Annotated in this window: 26 protein-coding genes; 1 reads left to right on the forward strand and 25 read right to left on the reverse strand. The window is 60.9% G+C overall.

Annotated features, from left to right (window positions below; all coding sequences use genetic code 11):
• The 6 genes from rpsK to B2994_RS04275 form a co-directional block, all read right to left on the reverse strand.
• On the reverse strand, positions 1-203 hold a 203-nt coding region (gene rpsK / locus B2994_RS04250; RefSeq protein ID WP_291527134.1), incomplete at its 3' end, for a 30S ribosomal protein S11.
• An 80-nt stretch (positions 204-283) separates the two neighbouring features.
• The gene (gene rpsM, locus B2994_RS04255; RefSeq protein ID WP_291527135.1) at positions 284-661 is read right to left on the reverse strand and encodes a 30S ribosomal protein S13; all 378 of its coding nucleotides are present in this window, start codon (positions 659-661) and stop codon (positions 284-286) included.
• Between the two features lie 136 nt (positions 662-797).
• Positions 798-911 carry a 50S ribosomal protein L36 gene (rpmJ, locus tag B2994_RS04260; RefSeq protein ID WP_043164480.1) on the reverse strand — a complete coding sequence of 38 codons (114 nt, stop codon included), beginning with the start codon at positions 909-911 and terminating at the stop codon, positions 798-800.
• A gap of 22 nt (positions 912-933) precedes the next feature.
• Positions 934-1,152: a translation initiation factor IF-1 gene (gene infA, locus B2994_RS04265; protein ID WP_004268611.1), complete on the reverse strand. Its 219-nt coding sequence runs from the start codon at positions 1,150-1,152 to the stop codon at positions 934-936.
• A 249-nt stretch (positions 1,153-1,401) separates the two neighbouring features.
• Positions 1,402-2,943 (reverse strand): MFS transporter, encoded by a 1,542-nt coding sequence (locus tag B2994_RS04270; protein ID WP_291527136.1) that lies wholly within the window; start codon positions 2,941-2,943, stop codon positions 1,402-1,404.
• A gap of 205 nt (positions 2,944-3,148) precedes the next feature.
• Positions 3,149-4,243 carry a LacI family DNA-binding transcriptional regulator gene (locus B2994_RS04275; RefSeq protein ID WP_291527137.1) on the reverse strand — a complete coding sequence of 365 codons (1,095 nt, stop codon included), beginning with the start codon at positions 4,241-4,243 and terminating at the stop codon, positions 3,149-3,151.
• A 129-nt stretch (positions 4,244-4,372) separates the two neighbouring features.
• Here B2994_RS04275 and B2994_RS04280 point away from each other — a divergent pair, with 129 nt between their 5' ends.
• Positions 4,373-7,147, forward strand: a complete 2,775-nt coding sequence (locus B2994_RS04280; RefSeq protein WP_291527138.1) for an alpha-L-rhamnosidase C-terminal domain-containing protein — start codon at positions 4,373-4,375, stop codon at positions 7,145-7,147.
• Between the two features lie 142 nt (positions 7,148-7,289).
• Here the strand turns inward: B2994_RS04280 and B2994_RS04285 are convergent, their stop codons facing one another.
• The 19 genes from B2994_RS04285 to rplB form a co-directional block, all read right to left on the reverse strand.
• The gene (locus tag B2994_RS04285; protein WP_291527139.1) at positions 7,290-7,850 is read right to left on the reverse strand and encodes an adenylate kinase; all 561 of its coding nucleotides are present in this window, start codon (positions 7,848-7,850) and stop codon (positions 7,290-7,292) included.
• A 99-nt stretch (positions 7,851-7,949) separates the two neighbouring features.
• Complete coding sequence (secY, locus tag B2994_RS04290) at positions 7,950-9,281, reverse strand: preprotein translocase subunit SecY (RefSeq protein WP_291527140.1); 1,332 nt, start codon at positions 9,279-9,281, stop codon at positions 7,950-7,952.
• A 174-nt stretch (positions 9,282-9,455) separates the two neighbouring features.
• Entirely contained in the window at positions 9,456-9,917 is a 462-nt protein-coding gene (gene rplO / locus B2994_RS04295; protein ID WP_291527141.1) for a 50S ribosomal protein L15, read from the reverse strand.
• 2 nt (positions 9,918-9,919) lie between these two features.
• Positions 9,920-10,102: a 50S ribosomal protein L30 gene (gene rpmD, locus B2994_RS04300; protein ID WP_291527142.1), complete on the reverse strand. Its 183-nt coding sequence runs from the start codon at positions 10,100-10,102 to the stop codon at positions 9,920-9,922.
• A 3-nt stretch (positions 10,103-10,105) separates the two neighbouring features.
• A complete protein-coding gene (rpsE, locus tag B2994_RS04305) occupies positions 10,106-10,840 on the reverse strand; it encodes a 30S ribosomal protein S5 (protein ID WP_291527143.1) in 735 nt (244 codons plus the stop codon).
• The gene (gene rplR / locus B2994_RS04310) at positions 10,837-11,208 is read right to left on the reverse strand and encodes a 50S ribosomal protein L18 (protein ID WP_291527144.1); all 372 of its coding nucleotides are present in this window, start codon (positions 11,206-11,208) and stop codon (positions 10,837-10,839) included. The genes rpsE and rplR overlap by 4 nt, the downstream gene beginning before the upstream one ends.
• Position 11,209: 1 nt before the next feature.
• Positions 11,210-11,749, reverse strand: coding sequence for a 50S ribosomal protein L6 (gene rplF / locus B2994_RS04315; RefSeq protein ID WP_291527145.1), 540 nt, complete (start codon positions 11,747-11,749; stop codon positions 11,210-11,212).
• Between the two features lie 17 nt (positions 11,750-11,766).
• Positions 11,767-12,165, reverse strand: coding sequence for a 30S ribosomal protein S8 (gene rpsH / locus B2994_RS04320; RefSeq protein ID WP_291527146.1), 399 nt, complete (start codon positions 12,163-12,165; stop codon positions 11,767-11,769).
• 81 nt (positions 12,166-12,246) lie between these two features.
• Entirely contained in the window at positions 12,247-12,432 is a 186-nt protein-coding gene (locus B2994_RS04325) for a type Z 30S ribosomal protein S14 (RefSeq protein ID WP_291527147.1), read from the reverse strand.
• 1 nt (position 12,433) lies between these two features.
• Positions 12,434-13,009, reverse strand: a complete 576-nt coding sequence (rplE, locus tag B2994_RS04330; protein ID WP_291527148.1) for a 50S ribosomal protein L5 — start codon at positions 13,007-13,009, stop codon at positions 12,434-12,436.
• Positions 13,006-13,341 (reverse strand): 50S ribosomal protein L24, encoded by a 336-nt coding sequence (rplX, locus tag B2994_RS04335; RefSeq protein ID WP_291527149.1) that lies wholly within the window; start codon positions 13,339-13,341, stop codon positions 13,006-13,008. Before rplX ends, rplE begins: the two co-directional genes overlap by 4 nt.
• A 2-nt stretch (positions 13,342-13,343) precedes the next feature.
• Entirely contained in the window at positions 13,344-13,712 is a 369-nt protein-coding gene (gene rplN / locus B2994_RS04340) for a 50S ribosomal protein L14 (protein ID WP_291527150.1), read from the reverse strand.
• Positions 13,713-13,815: 103 nt separating this feature from the next.
• Positions 13,816-14,076, reverse strand: a complete 261-nt coding sequence (gene rpsQ / locus B2994_RS04345; protein WP_291527151.1) for a 30S ribosomal protein S17 — start codon at positions 14,074-14,076, stop codon at positions 13,816-13,818.
• 2 nt (positions 14,077-14,078) lie between these two features.
• Positions 14,079-14,342, reverse strand: coding sequence for a 50S ribosomal protein L29 (gene rpmC / locus B2994_RS04350; RefSeq protein ID WP_291527152.1), 264 nt, complete (start codon positions 14,340-14,342; stop codon positions 14,079-14,081).
• The gene (rplP, locus tag B2994_RS04355) at positions 14,342-14,761 is read right to left on the reverse strand and encodes a 50S ribosomal protein L16 (protein WP_291527153.1); all 420 of its coding nucleotides are present in this window, start codon (positions 14,759-14,761) and stop codon (positions 14,342-14,344) included. Before rplP ends, rpmC begins: the two co-directional genes overlap by 1 nt.
• A 4-nt stretch (positions 14,762-14,765) precedes the next feature.
• Positions 14,766-15,578, reverse strand: coding sequence for a 30S ribosomal protein S3 (gene rpsC, locus B2994_RS04360; protein WP_291527154.1), 813 nt, complete (start codon positions 15,576-15,578; stop codon positions 14,766-14,768).
• 2 nt (positions 15,579-15,580) lie between these two features.
• Positions 15,581-15,940 (reverse strand): 50S ribosomal protein L22, encoded by a 360-nt coding sequence (gene rplV, locus B2994_RS04365; protein WP_291527155.1) that lies wholly within the window; start codon positions 15,938-15,940, stop codon positions 15,581-15,583.
• 17 nt (positions 15,941-15,957) lie between these two features.
• Positions 15,958-16,236, reverse strand: a complete 279-nt coding sequence (rpsS, locus tag B2994_RS04370; protein ID WP_003814508.1) for a 30S ribosomal protein S19 — start codon at positions 16,234-16,236, stop codon at positions 15,958-15,960.
• Between the two features lie 15 nt (positions 16,237-16,251).
• Positions 16,252-17,082 carry a 50S ribosomal protein L2 gene (gene rplB, locus B2994_RS04375; RefSeq protein WP_291527156.1) on the reverse strand — a complete coding sequence of 277 codons (831 nt, stop codon included), beginning with the start codon at positions 17,080-17,082 and terminating at the stop codon, positions 16,252-16,254.
• Positions 17,083-17,118: the final 36 nt, after the last annotated feature.

Genomic DNA, 17,118 nt, shown 5'->3' on the forward strand with positions numbered 1-17,118 from the left:
CCTGCGGCGTACGGCGTGGACTTGCGGGAGCCCTTGAAGCCGACGTCGCCACCGGACGCCCATGCCACAACTGCGCCGGACGGATCCGTGATGGAGATGATGGTGTTGTTGAAAGTGGACTTGATATGCGCCTGCCCGACCGGGATCGACTTGCGATCACGGCGACGAGGCTTGCGCGCGGCTTGCTGCTTGGGAGCTGCCATTGACCCTCGTTTCCTAATAACGAATGTTGATTGGTGTTCGGGCGATGGGACTTGCATCCCGTGGTCCGAACGGGCCTACCTTACTTGGTGGCCTTCTTCTTTCCGGCGACGGTGCGCTTCGGTCCCTTGCGGGTGCGCGCGTTGGTCTTGGTGCGCTGACCGCGAACGGGCAGACCACGGCGATGACGCTGACCCTGGTAGCAGTTGATCTGGATCTTGCGACGAATGTCGGCGTCGATTTCACGACGCAAATCGCCTTCGATCTTGTAGTTGGCTTCCAGATAGTCACGCAGCGTGATCAGCTGCTCATCGGTGAGATCCTTGACGCGGATGTCCGGGTTGATGCCGGTGGCCTCAAGGGTCTTCTTGGCGCGGGTACGACCGACACCGAAAATATAGGTGAGGGCGATCTCGATGCGCTTCTCATTGGGGATGTCGACTCCGGCAAGACGTGCCATTGCGATTCCTTCTGTTGTTCCGCAGGTCGTGCACCGAGTCGTCCGGTTTCCCGGCCCGAGCCTGCGTACCCGGGGTTCAGCCGATAACGTTCGGCTGTGACTCAGCGCCTGATGGTATTGCCGCTGGAATCTACTCTCAGCCCTGGCGCTGCTTGTGGCGCGGGTTAGAGCAGATCACCATGACGCGGCCGTGACGGCGGATCACGCGGCAGTTTTCGCAGATCCTCTTCACGCTAGGGCTGACCTTCATGGTTTTCCTTTGCTTGTACCTTTTACTTGTAACGGTACGTAATGCGTCCGCGGTTCAGATCGTAGGGGCTCATCTCAAGCACCACGCGGTCCTGCGGCAGAATGCGGATGTAGTTCTTGCGCATCTTGCCGGAGATCGTGGCGAGCACGATGTGCTTGTTTTCGAGTTCGACGCGGAACATCGCGTTCGGCAGTGCCTCCACTACCCGACCTTCGACTTCAATCACACCGTCTTTTGCCATGAGCCTCTTATCCGTTCCTTGACGAATTACATGCTGGCATGCCTAAAGACACACCAACTTGCAAGTTTAGCAGATACTCCATTGTTCACACTACGGCGTGTCGCCCATCGGATCCAACGACACGCATCAGACAGCATATAGGCGTGAGGACGACCCGGATGCAATACCGGGCCGCCCTCACGCCAATGCCATCACGATCCCGCCGGGATCGACCTCAACCAACCCCGCGGCATCTCATCTCATCACCGTTCACGCATTGCGCGACTCGGCGGTGTCGGACACCGGCCACATCGTCTCATAGGGCACGCCGGCAAGCTCCTCCACCACGCGCTTGGTCTTCGGGTCGACGTCGGCCTTGGAGCCGCCGTCCTTGAGGCGGTTGATTTCCTTGATCAGCACATCATGCGTCGACTGGTTGACCTTGAAGGTCAGGGCGCAGATGATCGCGAGGATGAGCAGCACTCCGGTCAGGCCAACCAGGACGGAGACGATGGCGGTCTGGGCCTCCGGGGTCTGCACCTTGGCGTTGCCGTTGAAGCCGAACTCGTCGAGGATCCAACCGGTGGCGATGGTGGCCACGGCGACGGTGGACTTGCGGCAGAAGGTCATGACCGCGGCGAATTCGCCGGCGCGGTTGCGGCCGTTGACCAGTTCGTCAATGTCCGGGATGAAGGGGAACACATTCCACGGCGTGAACTCAAGGGTGGCGCGGCCGATCTGGTAGACCAGCGAGATCACAACCAACCAGACCATCGGCGAAGAGGGCTTGAACAGGTAGACGCACAGGTAGGCGCCCAGCATCGCCAGCATGACGAGATAGCCGGAAACGAACAGGAACTTCGGTCCCTTCTTGACCATCAGGACGCCGGCGATCGGCACCACAACCAGGCCGATGATGGAGAACGACAGCATATTGGCCGCGTCCGTGGCGGTCAGGCCGAGGCAGAAGGTCACGAAGTAGGCGAACACCGTGTTGAACGTATCCTTGCCGGTGAAGGAGAACAGGTAGATCGCCAAGTGCTTGCGGAACGACTTGTTCTTGAGCGTGGAGATGTACTCCTTGAGCAGCTCGATGATGGAGGTCTTCTCCTGCTGCACCTTGGCCTCCATGGCCACGACCTCGTCGTACGGCTTTTCCCAGGTGGTCATCGTGGTGACGAGCATGCACACGAAGAAGATCACGGCAAAGATGGCACCGTTCACGAAGAAGGGCAGCGGCGAATCCTGCCCGAGCAGCTTGAACAGCTGACCGGGGATGAAGGTGGACAGGAATGTCGCTCCGGCGGAGACGAACATGCGGCTGGAGGAGAGCTTGGTGCGCTCCTTATAATCCTCGGTCATCTCGTTCGGCAGCGTCTCGTAGGGGATCAGGATGGCGGAGGAGATGATCTCAAACGCCATGTAGCTAACAAGGTAGTACCAGAAGTTCAGGCCGCTGATCCACAGCACTGCGTACGAGAGCAGAAGCGGGCTTCCGAACAGCATGAAGAAGTGACGCCGGCCGAATCGCTTGCCCAGGCGGGTCTTGTAGAAGTGATCGGTAAGGCTTCCCATGCACAGCGTGGTGAAGGCGTCAACGATACGGGACACACCGATGATTAGGCCGCCCTGCACTGCCGTCAAGCCGCAGTACGTGGTGTAGAAGAACAGCATCCACGCGCCGATGATCGTCATGGAGCCGCCGCCGATGAAATCGGAGATGCCGTAGCAGATGCCACGTCCGAGCGTAATCTTGTGAGGTTTGTAGAAACGGTTGGTTTTCTGTTCTGACTTCAGTGGAAGACTGCTCATTGGACTTCAGCTCCTTTGCTTGGCGGCTTCGACATCGTAACGTAGATGTCGTAACGCCGACAGTATATGGTTGCAATGTTGAGCCCTGCCCATATTTCCACGAATTCTCTTTTTTTGCCATTTTTGCATTCCCAAAGCCCGAGATACCGCCCGAATGACATGAAGACACACGCCGGAGCGACAACGCAGGCACACACCGTCCCACTCAGTGCGCGTCACCCCGCCAGGCAGGAGCGACGCTGTCGCGGATAAACAGCGTCGTGGCGACACACAGCATATTCGACCCGATGATCTCACCCGCACCCACCGCCGTCGTGCCATCAGGCAGACATAGCGCGGCCACGTCCTCCGGAGTGAAGGCGGACATCGACGTGTAGCCGTTGGACGAGAGCGCCAGCAGCACCCGCACGCCAAGCGCCCCGATTCGCGCGCGCGGCAGCCGCACAGCGGTCAGGTTCGGAGACACCACGGAGGATATGGACGAATCGTCGAAGGCAACCACCGACAGACGCCCCGGTACATCAACGGACTCGGCGGTCATACGCGTCACCATTCCGGCGGCCATCTGCTCGTTGTAGGTCACCACGGCCGAAGGACACGACGGCCCGCGCAACGCCATGGCGGCCTGCCCGCCACCGTCGACCGATGGCGAAAACGGCCCGACAACCCGCATGGTCATCCCCATCGACCTGCCGATTGTGCGCAGCGCATCCCACCGCGTGCGATCGGCCCAGTCCCATCCCTGAGCCGACACGTATGTCACCGCATGATGACCATTGGATTTGAGCAACGCCAGCACCTGCCGGGCACCACCCACCGCATCGGGCATCACGCTGGCCACTCCGGGCACCGGGCGATTAAGGACCACCAGAGGCACCAGCGAGGCGAGTCTCTGGAGCTGCGCGTCATTGAGACGATCCGACGCGACCAGCACGCCGCATGACCCATTGGACACCTCTTCGATGAACGAATTCTCCCATTGCGAGGTGCGCGTCGACTCGATGACGCTCACGGCACGCCCGGTCAGGAACGCCTCATCCTGGGCGCCTCTCAGCAGTTCCTCGGCCTCGGAGACGTTCTTGACGACCAGCGAGATGATTCCGGATGACCGTCCGGCGCGACGCCGATACGATCGATGTTCATACCCCAATCGGACGGCGGCCTGACGGATCACCTCGATCGTGGCGGGATTCACCCGGTCCGGATCTCGGAAGGCACGCGAGACCGTTGACGGTGCGACGCCGGCCTCCTTGGCCACATCCACAATGCCCACGACCCGACGGCCGCGCTGATCGTTCATTGCCCACCCCCGGTATGCAAAAAATGCAAAAGATGACAACCAACCGCAAGTTTCATCGTATTGCCGACCCGCACCCTAGGATAGGACGCAAGATCGTATTTGACCAATGCTGTTCAAGGAAGCCATCGTATGACACCAGCAAACGACGAGACCACGTCATCGCATCACAATCGCCCAACCGTGACGCCCACCACCCGGACGTCCGACAGGCCCACGGCGCCACCGGCACCGGAGCACCTGCGCATCAATGACCGCATACAGCCGGTTGACATCGAACCCGGCACCACCCCCACGCTTCGCTGGCGTATGCCGCTGGACGCCTGCGGCCAGGCGACCGACGACGAACCATCCACCGAAACGCTGCATTACGAAGCCCAAGTGCTCGACATACGCACGCTCACGGTATTGTGGGCATGCAGCCAAGCCCCACTGCAACCCGGCGAGCGCCTTCAGCTGCATGGACTCGACATGCAACCCGGACGCCGATACCTGGCACGCGTTCGCGCGAAGCGAACCGTCGACGGCGACACGCTGCTCTCACCATGGAGCGTTCCCATGGCATTCGGCACCGGCGCCGGCACGCAATGGCACGGCACGCCGATCTGGATACCCGACACCGCCGTGACGCACGCGGTCAAGCGGGACGCCGGCATCGCCGCCACCGTCGATTCCCCCGACTTCGGACGGCTCAAGGAAAGCACATCGCAGGCGGGCGACGCGTTCTTCGCCGGGGAGGAACACGCTGCCGACCCGCACAACTCCCGGGGATGGGCGTTCCTTCGCCATGAATTCACGCTGCGGAACCAACACATCGTCTGGGCCACGCTGAATGTGACCGCCGCCAGCGTGAAACCGGCGCGACAATTCGTGCACCGCACCTGGGTGAACGGAACGTTCGTCGGGCTCGGCCCCACTTTCCCCATAGGCGACGAGGCGCGCTACGACGGCTGGGACGTAACGGGACTGTTGCACCCAGGACGGCGCAATGCCATAGGAGCGCTTGCCTACACGGTGGAGGACCAGCGCTATGCCGCCCAGCTTGACGTCTGCTACGCCGACGGCAGCACCGAGCACATCGTCACCGACGGCAATTGGACCACACTGCCGGGCTCGGCCATCTACCCGGACTCCGCATCCATCGGCACCCAATACTTCGAGGCCCCCGCCGAGAACATCCGTTCCGATGCCTTCCCGCGGGGCTTCTCCCGCCCCGGTTTCGACGACTCCGCATGGGTGGCCGCGGAAGCCAAGCCGGCATTCGCGCGTCTGCTCGCCACACCCACCGATAAGGTGGCGGTGCGATACCATGCGCCCGTATCAATGCACCTGACCGAAGACGGCCACCTGATCGCAGACTTCGGCCACGCCGTCATGGGCGGCATCCGCATCGGCTTCCGCGGAAACGCCGCATGCGATCTCAAAATCCGCTACGGCGAGGTATGCGAGGACGACGGCTCGGTGAAATACCGTCTGAGCGCCTTCAACGTGTACGAGGACACCTGGCGCCGAGAGGCCGACGTCCCGTCCCTCGAAACCTGGGGCCTGCGCGTATTCCGCTACGTGGAGATCATTCCGTCGAAGGAATACGCGGAGCAGGCACGGCGACTGCTGGATGGCGCCGACACGCTCGACGCCGCCGCAATCGAATACCCGTTTGACGATGACGCCGCCATGTTTGACTGCTCCGACGACACGCTTGCCACCGTATGGTCGTTCTGCCGCACCACGGTCACCTCGCTGAACGGCCCCATCTATGCCGACTCCTGGACCAGGGAACGTGCGGCGTACGAGGCCGACGCATGGCTGCAGCAGCGGGCCCACCTGGCGCTGGACGACGCCCCGACGCTGGGCGAATACACCATCGACTACCTCACCGCCAACCGCACCTGGCCGACCGAATGGCCGCTGTACCTGATACTCGCCGTCCACGACGCATGGATGGCAACGGGATCAACCCATCAGATCATGCAGGGATACGACCGCATCGCCGCGCTGCTGCCCGACCGATATCTCGACAAGGACTCCGGCCTGATCGTCAAGGATCCCGGCCAGTCAAGCGTCACCGACGGGGATCTGGTCGACTGGCCCCCGTCGGAACGCGACGGCTTTGTGTTCGGCCGTGTCAACACCGTGATCAACGCACTGGCATCCCAAGCCTATGCGGACATGGCCGACATCGCAGACGTAGCCGGTCACCCCGATGATGCCCGACGTTGCCGCTCAATTGCGGCGCGCATGCGTAACGCCATTCATGAACTGCTATTCGACGAACAGACAGGCGCGTATGCCGATGGCCTGGATACGGGCACGCAAGGCTCAAAACTCAGCCATTGCTCACTGCACGCATCAGCCTTCGCACTGGCCTTCGCAGATGTTCCGCCCGAGCGGGTCAACCGGGTCGCGGACTATCTGCGAGGACGCGGCATGGCCTGCAGCGTCTACACCGCCGCCGTATACCTGGACGGCCTGTATCGCGCCGGATACGGCGCCGACGCCAACCACCTCATCGCTTCGCACGAACCGCTGCGGTCTTGGATGAACATGATCGCCACCGGCGCCGGCGCCACAATGGAAGCCTGGGATCTCAGACTCAAAGGCAATACCACGTATTCGCATCCATGGGCTTCCTCCCCCGCCTTCCTGCTCGAGCAGGGGCTGCTTGGAGTGCGCCCCACCAAACCCGGCTACCGGGAATTCGACGTGCGACCGCAGCTCGGAGACCTGACCAAAGGCGAAGCTCTGGTTCCATCCCCGGCCGGATCCATCCACGTCCTCGTCGAGCGTGACGACGCCGCCCAATCCGGATGGCGCATCGAACTCACCGTACCAGTCGGCACACGTGCGCATGTCGACATCGCCGGCATGACGCGGACCTTCGGACCGGGACGGCACACCATGGACTGACCGTACCGGCGGCGGCGCACTGCCGTCGCATCGCACGGGTACGCGACGAAACAGGGCTCCGACCCACGAATCATCGTGGACCGGAGCCCTGTTTTCTATAATCGGACAACGGATGATCGGACAGCGCCGATCAGCACCTCAATCAGCCGAGTTCGGCGATAATGGCGTCGGAAATATCCTGAATGTCGCCAGTGCCGTCAATCTCGACGAGCTGGCCACGGTCACGGTAGGTGTCCAGCAGCGGCGCGGTTTCCTTGGCATAGGTTTCCAGACGCTTGGCGATGGCCTCGGGCGTATCGTCGGCACGGCCTTCGATCTCGGCGCGCTTCTGCATGCGCTTGAGCAGCACGTCACGATCAGCGCTCAGTGCAACGGCCTTGTCAAGCGGGGTACCGATCTCCTCGAGCATCACATCCAGCGCCTTGACCTGGGAGGCATTGCGCGGATAGCCGTCGAGAATCCACCCGTCCTTCACATCGTCCATCGACAGACGATCCTTGACGATCTTGTTGGTCAGCTCGTCGGGCACAAGCTCGCCCTTGTCCATATAGGACTGGGCTTCCTTGCCAAGCGGGGTCTGGTTCTTAAGATTATAGCGGAAGATGTCACCGGTGGAGATATGAGGAATGCCATAGTGCTTGGCCAGCAAAGCCGCCTGAGTGCCCTTGCCGACTCCCTGCGGTCCCATAATCAGCAGACGCATGTCTCGCTCTCTTTCTGTATTCGTGGTTGCTGTTACAAAAGATGAAAAACAACAGGGACGGAACGGCCATTGTCCGCCGCTCCGCCCCTGAGATGATGATTATTTATTGTCGACGTGGGCGTCGGATTCGAACAGGAACCCGGCGTATTGGAACTGCTCGGTCTGGGCCTTGGCCTGACGCAGGGTGTCAAGCCCCACGCCCGCGATGATCAGAATGGTGGTGCCGCCGAACGGCAGCTGCTGATTGATCTGCAGGGCCATGATCAGCACCGTCGGAATCAGGGCCACGAACAGCAGATACACGGCACCGACCGTATTGAGGCGGTTCATCACATAGGTCAGGTACTGGCTCGTGGCGCGACCCGCGCGAATGGACGGGATAAAGCCGCCGTACTGCTTCATGTTGTCGGCGGTCTCGTCCGGGTTGAACGTAATCGACGTGTAGAAGAAGCAGAAGAACACAATCATCAGCGCGTACAAGGCGATGTACCACACCGAAGTCGTCGACGCGAGATTGTTGTTGATCCACTGGACCCACGATTGCTCGCTATTGCCGAACTGGGCGATCAGCGTCGGGATGGCGAGAATCGACGACGCGAAAATGGGCGGAATCACGCCGGACATGTTGATCTTCAACGGCAGATAGGTTGAGGAACCGCCGTACATCTTGCGGCCGATCATGCGGCGCGTGTACTGCACGGGGATACGCCGCTGGGACAACTCGACGAAGTCGACGAAGACGAAAATCACCAGCAGCACGGCAACCACGACGGAGAATTTGACCCAATCGCCATCGGTGCCGTTGGTGCCCCAGCCGATCTCCCACAACTGAGGCAGGAAGCCGGAGCAGATCGACATGAAGATCAGGATGGACATGCCCTGGCCGATGCCCTTATCAGTGATGAGCTCGGCCATCCACATGATCAGACCCGTACCACCGGTCATGATGAGCACCATGATCAGCAGGTTCCACACCGAAGTATCGGGAATCACCTTGCTCGAGCAACCGGAGAACAAAGCGCCCGAGCTGGCGGTTACCAGAATGGTGGTGGACTGCAGGATGGCCAGGCCGATGGTCAGATAACGCGTGTACTGGGTCAGCTTTGCCTCGCCGGACTGCCCCTCCTTATGCAACGCCTCGAATCGCGGGATCACCACACGCAGCAGCTGCACCACAATGGACGCCGTGATATACGGCATCACACCGAGGGCGAAGATCGACAGCTGAAGCAAAGCGCCACCGGAAAACAGATTGACGAGTCCGATGAAATCCTCACCACTGGTGCTGGCCACACACTCTTGCACCGCCTTGTAATCCACACCCGGCGTTGGGATGAAGGAGCCAATGCGGTAGATGATGATAATGAAGAAGACGAACAGGATCTTCTTGCGAAGCTCCTTCGTCTTAAAGGCCTGGATGAGAGTCCTCACCTGATGTCCTCCTGTTGTAGACACAAACTGTCAGCCAGTGTACTCGCTTCCACGGCCAAATAAAATTCGAAGCTCATAAAGCGCCAATATATGCAGAAGGACCCTCCCTGCGCCTTAACAGCGTGGAGAGGGTCCTTGTCAGCTTGTCAGCTCTTCTACCGAAGATGTCGGGACTTACTCCTCGGAGACGGAGCCGCCGGCGGCCTCGATCTTGGCCTTGGCGGAGGCGGATGCCTTGACGCCCTTGAGGTTGAAGGCCTTGGTCACTTCACCGTCGCCCAGAACCTTGACCGGAGCGTTGTCACGCACCAGGCCCTTGGTGATCAGGTCGGCAACCGTCAACTCGCCGCCCTCCGGGAACACCTCGGACAGACGAGCCAGGTTCACAACCTGGAACTCAACCTTGAAGGGGTTGCGGAAACCGCGAAGCTTCGGCAGACGCATGTACAGCGGAAGCTGTCCGCCTTCGAAGCCCGGACGCACCTGATAGCGAGCCTTGGTGCCCTTGGTGCCACGACCGGAGGTCTTGCCCTTGGAACCCTCACCACGGCCCACGCGGATACGATCCTTCTTGGCGCCGGGAGCCGGCTTCAGATCATGCATCTGCAGGATGGTGGTTTTTTCCTCATTAGCCATACTCACTCAGCCTCCTCGACGGTGACCAGATGACGGATGACGCTGATCTGGCCGCGCACAGCCGAAGTGTCCTCACGAGTCACGGTCTTGCCGATCTTGTTCAGGCCCAGGGTCTGAGCAGCGGCGCGCTGCTTCGGGGTGGAATTCACCAGACCATGGTGCAGGGTGATGTTGATGTTAGCCATGGATCACTCACCGTCCTTAGCTTCTTCAGCGGCCTTGGCGGCAGCGGCTTCCTCACGGGCCTTGCGAGCCTCGGCGATGCCGGTGGCACGAGCGCGCAGCAGCGCATCGGGGGCGACCTCTTCAAGGGTCAGACCACGACGGGCGGCGATCTCCTCAGGCTCTTCGAGCTGCTTGAGGGCGGCCACGGTCGCGCGAACCATGTTCACGGCGGTGGCGGAACCCATGGACTTGGTCAGAATGTCGGTGATGCCAGCGCACTCCATAACGGCGCGCACCGGACCACCGGCGATTACACCAGTTCCAGGGGCGGCGGGACGCAGCAGCACAGTGCCGGCGGCGTCATGACCGATCACCGGATGGGTGACGGTGCCACGAACGCGCGGAACGCTGAACATGTGCTTCTTGGCGTCGAGCTGTCCCTTGGCGATAGCCGCCGGGACCTCACGGGACTTGCCGTAGCCAACACCCACGGTGCCGTTGCCGTCGCCCACGACCACAAGAGCCGCGAAGCTGAAGGTACGACCACCCTTATGGGTCTTGGAAACACGGTTGATGGTCACGACGCGATCGAGGAGCTCATCGCCCTTGTTCTCTTCGCGACGGTTGCGACGCTCGCCACGACGGCCTTCGCCGCGCTGACCACGACGACCGCGACGGTCCTCGTTCTTGGTCTCTTCGGTGGCAGCAGTGTTCTGAGTTTCTTCAGCCACTTGAGTTTCCTTTTCGTTGTCGCTCACAGTGCCAGACCTCCCTCACGGGCGCCGTCGGCAACAGCTGCAACGCGACCGGTGTACTTGTTGCCGCCACGGTCGAACACCACGGCAGTGATGCCGGCTTCCTGGGCCTTCTTGGCGATCAGCTCGCCGACCTTCTTGGCGGCTTCGGTCTTGGTACCCTCGAAGCCGGCGAAGTCGGCATGGAGAGTGGACTCAGACACGAGAGTGACGCCCTTGGTGTCATCGACGATCTGAGCGACCATATGACGGTTGGAACGGGTGACGACGAGACGCGGACGCTCGGCGGTGCCGACAACCTTCTTGCGGAGGCGAGCGTGACGACGCAGGCGAGCGACCTTCTTGCCCTTACCGAAAATCTGGACGGTCATATTACTTACCAGCCTTTCCAGCCTTGCGCAGAATGTGCTCATCGGCATACTTGATGCCCTTGCCCTTATAGGGTTCCGGGGCACGAAGCTTGCGGATGTTCGCAGCAATCTGACCCACAGCCTGCTTGTCGGTGCCCTTCACAACCACTTCCGTCGGGTTCGGCACCTCGAAGGTGATGCCTTCGGGAGCGTCGACGGTGATGGTGTGGGAGTAACCAAGCGAGAACTCGATGCTCTTGCCCTTCATCACAGCACGGTAACCAGTACCGACGATGAGCAGGTGCTTCTCATAGCCGTCGTGCACGCCCTTGACCATCGAAGCGATGACGGAGCGGGACAGGCCATGCTTGGCACGGGTGGGACGAAGGTCATCAGCCGGGGTGAGAACAACCTCGTTGCCCTCAACGGCGGCGGTGATGCCCTCGGGGATCTCGAAGGAATCGGAACCCTTGGCACCCTTGACGGAGAAGTGCTGACCCTCGATCTTCACTTCCACGCCAGCGGGGATGGCGACGGGGAGCTTACCAATATGCGATGCCATGTTTCAGCTCTCCTTTCTCACCACACGTAGGCGACGATTTCGCCGCCAATGCCCTTATCAAGGCATTCCTTCTGGGTCAACAGTCCCGACGAGGTCGAGATGATGGCGATGCCGAGACCACCCAACGGCATGGGGAGGGAATCGGACTTCGCATAGCGACGCAGGCCCGGCTTGGAGATGCGCTTGATACCCTGCAGGGAGCGCTCACCGTTGGGACCATACTTGAGGGTGACCTCAAGGGTCTGGCCAACCTTCGCCTCTTTGGCGGTGAAGTCGGCGATATAGCCTTCACGCTTCAGGATCTGGGCGATATTGGCCTTGAACTTGGAGTACGGCATGTCGACAGTGGTGTGCTTTGCCGCGCTCGCGTTACGCAGACGCGTGAGCATGTCTGCGATCGGATCTGTCATTGTCATTGTGGGCTTATGCCCTTTCTCGTCGTGGTTTCCGCCGCCTGCCCTTGTGGACTCACAGCCGCGGACCTTCGGCGTCGATGTTTACCAACTGGACTTCGTCACGCCGGGCAGTTCGCCGCGGTGAGCCTTCTCACGAAGGCAGATGCGGCACAGGCCGAACTTGCGGTACACGGAATGGGGACGACCGCACACCTGGCAGCGCGTATAGCCGCGCACCTTGAACTTCGGCTTGGCGGCCGCCTTGTTCTTAAGAGCGGTTTTTGCCATATCAGTTCTCCTTGAAGGGGAAGCCAAGGTGCTTGAGCAGCGCGTAAGCTTCCTTGTCGTCCTTGGTGGAGGTCACCACGGTAATGTCCATACCACGCTGATGATCGATCGAATCCGGATCGATCTCATGGAACATGGACTGCTCGGTGAGACCAAAGTTGTAGTTGCCCTGGCCGTCGAACTGATGGCCGTTGATGCCGCGGAAATCGCGGATACGGGGCAGAGCCAGCGTCAGAAGACGATCCAGGAACTCCCACATGCGGTCACCGCGCAGGGTGACGTATGCGCCGATGGCCTGGCCCTCACGCAGGTGGAACTGAGCGACGGACTTCTTGGCCTTGGTGATCTTCGGCTTCTGGCCGGTGATCAGGGTGAGATCCTTGACGGCACCTTCGATGAGCTTGGAGTCGCGAGCAGCGGCGCCAACGCCCATGGAGACGACAACCTTCTGGATGCGAGCGACCTGCATCGGGTTGGAGTAATTGAACTCCTTCTCGAGCTCCGGAATGATGGCATCCTTGTACTGCTGCTTGAGGCGCGGGACGGCCGGCGCTTCGACGATAGTGGTATCGGTCATGCCAGCTCCTTTCCGGACTTCTTGGCAACGCGAACGCGCACGGTCTTCACCTTGCCGTCACGAGCCTCTTCCTTCACAACCACACCAACGCGAGTGGGCTTGCCAGTCTCCGGGTCGATCAGCATCACATTGGAGCGATGGATCGGAGCCTCAACGGAGACGATGCCAGCCTGCTGGCCCTGCTGGGTTGCACGCACATGCTTCTTGACGATCTGAACGCCTTCAACAATCAGACGATCGTTGGGCAGGACACGGGTGACCTTGCCTTCCTTGCCGCGATCCTTGCCGCGAATGACCTTCACCTGGTCGCCGGTCTTGATCTTGGCTACCATAATCAGATCACCTCCGGAGCGAGGGACACGATGCGCATGAAGCGCTTGTCGCGCAGCTCACGAGCGATCGGTCCGAAGATACGAGTGCCCTTCGGCTCATGGCCGGAGCCGAGAATAACGGCGGCGTTCTCGTCGAACTTGATGTAGGAGCCGTCAGCGCGACGGTGCTCCTTGACAGTGCGGACGACGACGGCCTTCACCACGTCGCCCTTCTTGACCGACCCGCCAGGGATGGCATCCTTGACGGAGGCGACAATCACGTCGCCCAAGCCGGCATAGCGTCGCTTCGATCCACCGAGCACGCGGATGGCAAGGAGTTCCTTGGCACCCGTGTTGTCGGCGACATGAAGCCGCGATTCCTGCTGAATCATTGATTCTCCTTAGCCGAGCTGGTTCTCCCCGCACACCGCGGCGCCACCAGGCATGTAACTGTCTAGTGACGCCACGGTGTACGCGGAGCCTTGCCGAACTTGTTTACTTAGCGCGCTCGATGATCTCTTCGAGACGCCAGCGCTTGGTCTTGCTCAAGGGCCGAGTTTCCATAATACTCACTAAATCGCCAACATGCGCGGCGTTTTGCTCATCATGGACCTTGACCTTGCGGGTGGAACGAACGACCTTGCCGTACAGCGGGTGGGTCGAACGCTGCTCGAGCTCGACGGTGATCGTCTTGTCCATAGTCTCGGACACGACATAACCACGGCGAACCTTGCGGAAATTGCGCTCTTCAGCCATGCTCACTTCTCCTCAGCCTTAGACTCGGCGGCTCCCTCGGCCGGCGTCGGGACAATGCCCAGCTCACGTTCGCGCAGCACGGTGTACATGCGGGCGATATCGTGCTTGACAGCCTTCAGACGGGAGGTGTTGTCGAGCTGACCGGTAGCCGACTGGAAGCGGAGGTTGAACAGCTCTTCCTTGGACTTCTTGAGGGAGTCCTCAATCTCGGCGTTGGTCTTTTCGGTCAGATTCTTGATTGAATATTCCTGCGTTCCGACTGCCATCAGATGTCACCGCCTTCACGAGCAATCACACGGCACTTCATGGGGAGCTTGTCGATTGCGCGGCGCAGAGCCTCGCGAGCGACATCCTCGGAGACACCACCGATCTCGAACATAACGCGACCAGGGTGAATGTTCGCGACCCAGAACTCCGGGGCGCCCTTACCGGAACCCATTCGGGCGCCGAGAGCGTGCTTGGTCAGCGGACGGTCCGGGAACACGGTGATCCACACACGACCGCCACGCTTGATGTAGCGGGTCATGGCGATACGGGCGGCCTCAATCTGACGGTTGGTCACATAGGCCGGGGCAAGAGCCTGAATGCCGTAATCGCCGAACGCGATCTCGGCGCCGCCCTTGGTCATGCCATGGCGGTCAGGACGGTGCTGCTTGCGGTACTTAGTCCTCTTCGGGATAAGCATCTGCTCACTCCTTCACTTCCGTGGCGGCAGGTGCCTCGGCGGCGGCCGGAGCCTGCTGGGCTGCGGTCTGACGCTGGGCGGCCTCTGCGGAACGGTTGCCACGGCGCGGGCGACGATCACGATCGCCGCGACGGCCAGGACGGTTGTTCTGCTGAGCCTGCTGCTCTTCGAACTCACGCTCGGTCATATCGCCCTTGTAGATCCACACCTTCACGCCGATGCGGCCGTAGGTGGTCCTGGCCTCAAAGAAGCCGTAATCAATCAGGGCGCGCAGGGTCTGCAGCGGAACGCGACCCTCGCGATAGAACTCCGAACGGCTCATCTCCGCACCGCCAAGACGGCCGGAGAGCTTGATACGAATACCCTTGGCGCCGGCGCGCATGGCATCCTGCTGCGCCTTGCGCATGGCGCGACGGAAGGTGACGCGGTTGGTCAGCTGCTCAGCGATGCCCTGAGCGACGAGCTGGGCGTCCAGCGCGGCGTTCTTGACTTCGAAGATGTTGAGCTGAACCTGCTTGCCGGTCAGCTTCTCGAGCTTGGCGCGAACACGCTCGGCCTCCGCACCGCGACGGCCGATGACGATGCCCGGGCGCGCGGTGTGGATATCCACGCGAACGCGGTCACGAGTACGCTCGATGACGATCTTGGAAACGCCTGCGCGCTCCAGATCCTTGCTCATGGCCTTGCGGATCTGATCGTCCTCGAGGACGAAGTCACGGTAGCGTTCGCCTGCCTTGACGGAATCAGAGAACCACTTGGAACGATGGTTCTCGGTGATGCCCAGACGGTAGCCAAAGGGATTGATCTTCTGACCCATCTTTAGCGGGCTCCTTCCTTGTTGGCGACGATCACGGTGATATGGGAGGTGCGCTTGTTGATACGAGCGGCACGGCCCTGAGCACGAGCGCGGAAACGCTTCATGTTCACGCCCTCATCGACGTAGGTCTCCTTGATGACCAGATCGTTCTCGCGGAACGGCTCGTTGGCCTTGTCGGCCTTGACGCGGGCGTTCGCGATGGCGCTCTCAAGAACCTTGCGCACCGGGACGGCGGCGGCCTGAGGCGCGAACTTCAGGATGGTGATGGCCTCAGTGGCCTTCTTACCGCGGATAAGGTCGACCATACGGCGAGCCTTGCGCGGCGTCACGCGGACGTGACGAGCGATAGCTTTAGCTTCCATGTGTTCTTTCCTTGTCCTTAGCGGCGAGCCTTCTTGTCGTCCTTCACATGACCCTTGAAGGTCTTGGTCGGGGCGAACTCACCGAGCTTGTGGCCAACCATTGCCTCGGTGACGAACACCGGGACATGCTTGCGACCATCATGCACAGCGAAGGTGTGACCAATGAAGTCGGGGGTGATCATCGAACGACGGGACCACGTCTTAATGACGTTCTTAGTGCCCTTCTCGTTCTGCTCATCGACTTTCTTCTGCAAGTGGGCGTCGACGAAGGGGCCCTTCTTGATGCTACGAGTCATCTTCTCGATACTCCCTTACTTGCGGTTCTTACCATTCGGACGACGACGAACAATCATCTTGTTCGAAGCCTTCTTCGGACGACGAGTACGAACCTCACCCTTGCCCCAAGGCGACACCGGCGGCTTACCACCGCGGGTACGACCACCATGCGGATGATCGACCGGGTTCATGGATTCACCACGGGTGACCGGGCGCTTGCCGATCCAACGGGCGCGACCAGCCTTGCCGAGCTGAATGTTGGCGTGATCCTCATTGCCGACCTCACCGATGGTGGCGCGGCAACGGGCATCGACGTTGCGGATTTCGCCGGACGGCATACGCAGCTGGGCGTAGGCGCCATCCTTGGCGACGAGCTGAACGGCGGCACCGGCGGAACGAGCGATCTTCGCGCCGCCCAGCGGGCGGAGCTCGATGGCGTGCACCACGGTACCGGTCGGGATGTTCTTGAGCGGCAGGTTGTTGCCAGGCTTGATATCAGCCTTCTCGCCGGTTTCGATGCGATCGCCCTGCTTGATGCCCTTCGGCGCAACGATGTAGCGCTTCTCGCCGTCTGCATAGTGCAGCAGGGCGATGCGGGCGGAGCGGTTCGGATCGTACTCGATCTCGGCCACGGTTGCGGGCACGCCGTCCTTGTCCCAACGCTTGAAATCGATGAGACGGTACTGGCGCTTGTGACCGCCGCCGCGATGGCGGGAGGTCATACGACCGTAGGAGTTGCGACCGCCGGTCTTGGACAGCTTGCGAACCAGCGACTTCTCAGGCGTGGAACGCGTAAGCTCGGAGAAATCCGAGACGGACGCGTTGCGGCGGCCTGCAGTCGTCGGCTTATAAACGCGGATAGCCATAATGTAGTTCTTCCTTTAACTTTTCTCGGCTAGCCT

Origin of the sequence: Bifidobacterium sp. UBA744 (assembly GCA_002298605.1) — a bacterium.
Lineage (GTDB): Bacteria > Actinomycetota > Actinomycetes > Actinomycetales > Bifidobacteriaceae > Bifidobacterium.

Coding starts and splice junctions, on each gene's coding strand:
- rpsM (WP_291527135.1), bottom strand. CDS start 661: ATGGCACGTCTTGCCGGAGTCGACATCCCCAATGAGAAGCGCATCGAG.
- rpmJ (WP_043164480.1), bottom strand. CDS start 911: ATGAAGGTCAGCCCTAGCGTGAAGAGGATCTGCGAAAACTGCCGCGTG.
- infA (WP_004268611.1), bottom strand. CDS start 1,152: ATGGCAAAAGACGGTGTGATTGAAGTCGAAGGTCGGGTAGTGGAGGCA.
- B2994_RS04270 (WP_291527136.1), bottom strand. CDS start 2,943: ATGAGCAGTCTTCCACTGAAGTCAGAACAGAAAACCAACCGTTTCTAC.
- B2994_RS04275 (WP_291527137.1), bottom strand. CDS start 4,243: ATGAACGATCAGCGCGGCCGTCGGGTCGTGGGCATTGTGGATGTGGCC.
- B2994_RS04280 (WP_291527138.1), top strand. CDS start 4,373: ATGACACCAGCAAACGACGAGACCACGTCATCGCATCACAATCGCCCA.
- B2994_RS04285 (WP_291527139.1), bottom strand. CDS start 7,850: ATGCGTCTGCTGATTATGGGACCGCAGGGAGTCGGCAAGGGCACTCAG.
- rplO (WP_291527141.1), bottom strand. CDS start 9,917: ATGGCTAATGAGGAAAAAACCACCATCCTGCAGATGCATGATCTGAAG.
- rpmD (WP_291527142.1), bottom strand. CDS start 10,102: ATGGCTAACATCAACATCACCCTGCACCATGGTCTGGTGAATTCCACC.
- rplR (WP_291527144.1), bottom strand. CDS start 11,208: ATGACCGTCCAGATTTTCGGTAAGGGCAAGAAGGTCGCTCGCCTGCGT.
- rplF (WP_291527145.1), bottom strand. CDS start 11,749: ATGGCATCGCATATTGGTAAGCTCCCCGTCGCCATCCCCGCTGGCGTG.
- rpsH (WP_291527146.1), bottom strand. CDS start 12,165: ATGACAATGACAGATCCGATCGCAGACATGCTCACGCGTCTGCGTAAC.
- B2994_RS04325 (WP_291527147.1), bottom strand. CDS start 12,432: ATGGCAAAAACCGCTCTTAAGAACAAGGCGGCCGCCAAGCCGAAGTTC.
- rplE (WP_291527148.1), bottom strand. CDS start 13,009: ATGACCGATACCACTATCGTCGAAGCGCCGGCCGTCCCGCGCCTCAAG.
- rplX (WP_291527149.1), bottom strand. CDS start 13,341: ATGGTAGCCAAGATCAAGACCGGCGACCAGGTGAAGGTCATTCGCGGC.
- rplN (WP_291527150.1), bottom strand. CDS start 13,712: ATGATTCAGCAGGAATCGCGGCTTCATGTCGCCGACAACACGGGTGCC.
- rpsQ (WP_291527151.1), bottom strand. CDS start 14,076: ATGGCTGAAGAGCGCAATTTCCGCAAGGTTCGCCGTGGTTATGTCGTG.
- rpmC (WP_291527152.1), bottom strand. CDS start 14,342: ATGGCAGTCGGAACGCAGGAATATTCAATCAAGAATCTGACCGAAAAG.
- rplP (WP_291527153.1), bottom strand. CDS start 14,761: ATGCTTATCCCGAAGAGGACTAAGTACCGCAAGCAGCACCGTCCTGAC.
- rpsC (WP_291527154.1), bottom strand. CDS start 15,578: ATGGGTCAGAAGATCAATCCCTTTGGCTACCGTCTGGGCATCACCGAG.
- rplV (WP_291527155.1), bottom strand. CDS start 15,940: ATGGAAGCTAAAGCTATCGCTCGTCACGTCCGCGTGACGCCGCGCAAG.
- rpsS (WP_003814508.1), bottom strand. CDS start 16,236: ATGACTCGTAGCATCAAGAAGGGCCCCTTCGTCGACGCCCACTTGCAG.
- rplB (WP_291527156.1), bottom strand. CDS start 17,082: ATGGCTATCCGCGTTTATAAGCCGACGACTGCAGGCCGCCGCAACGCG.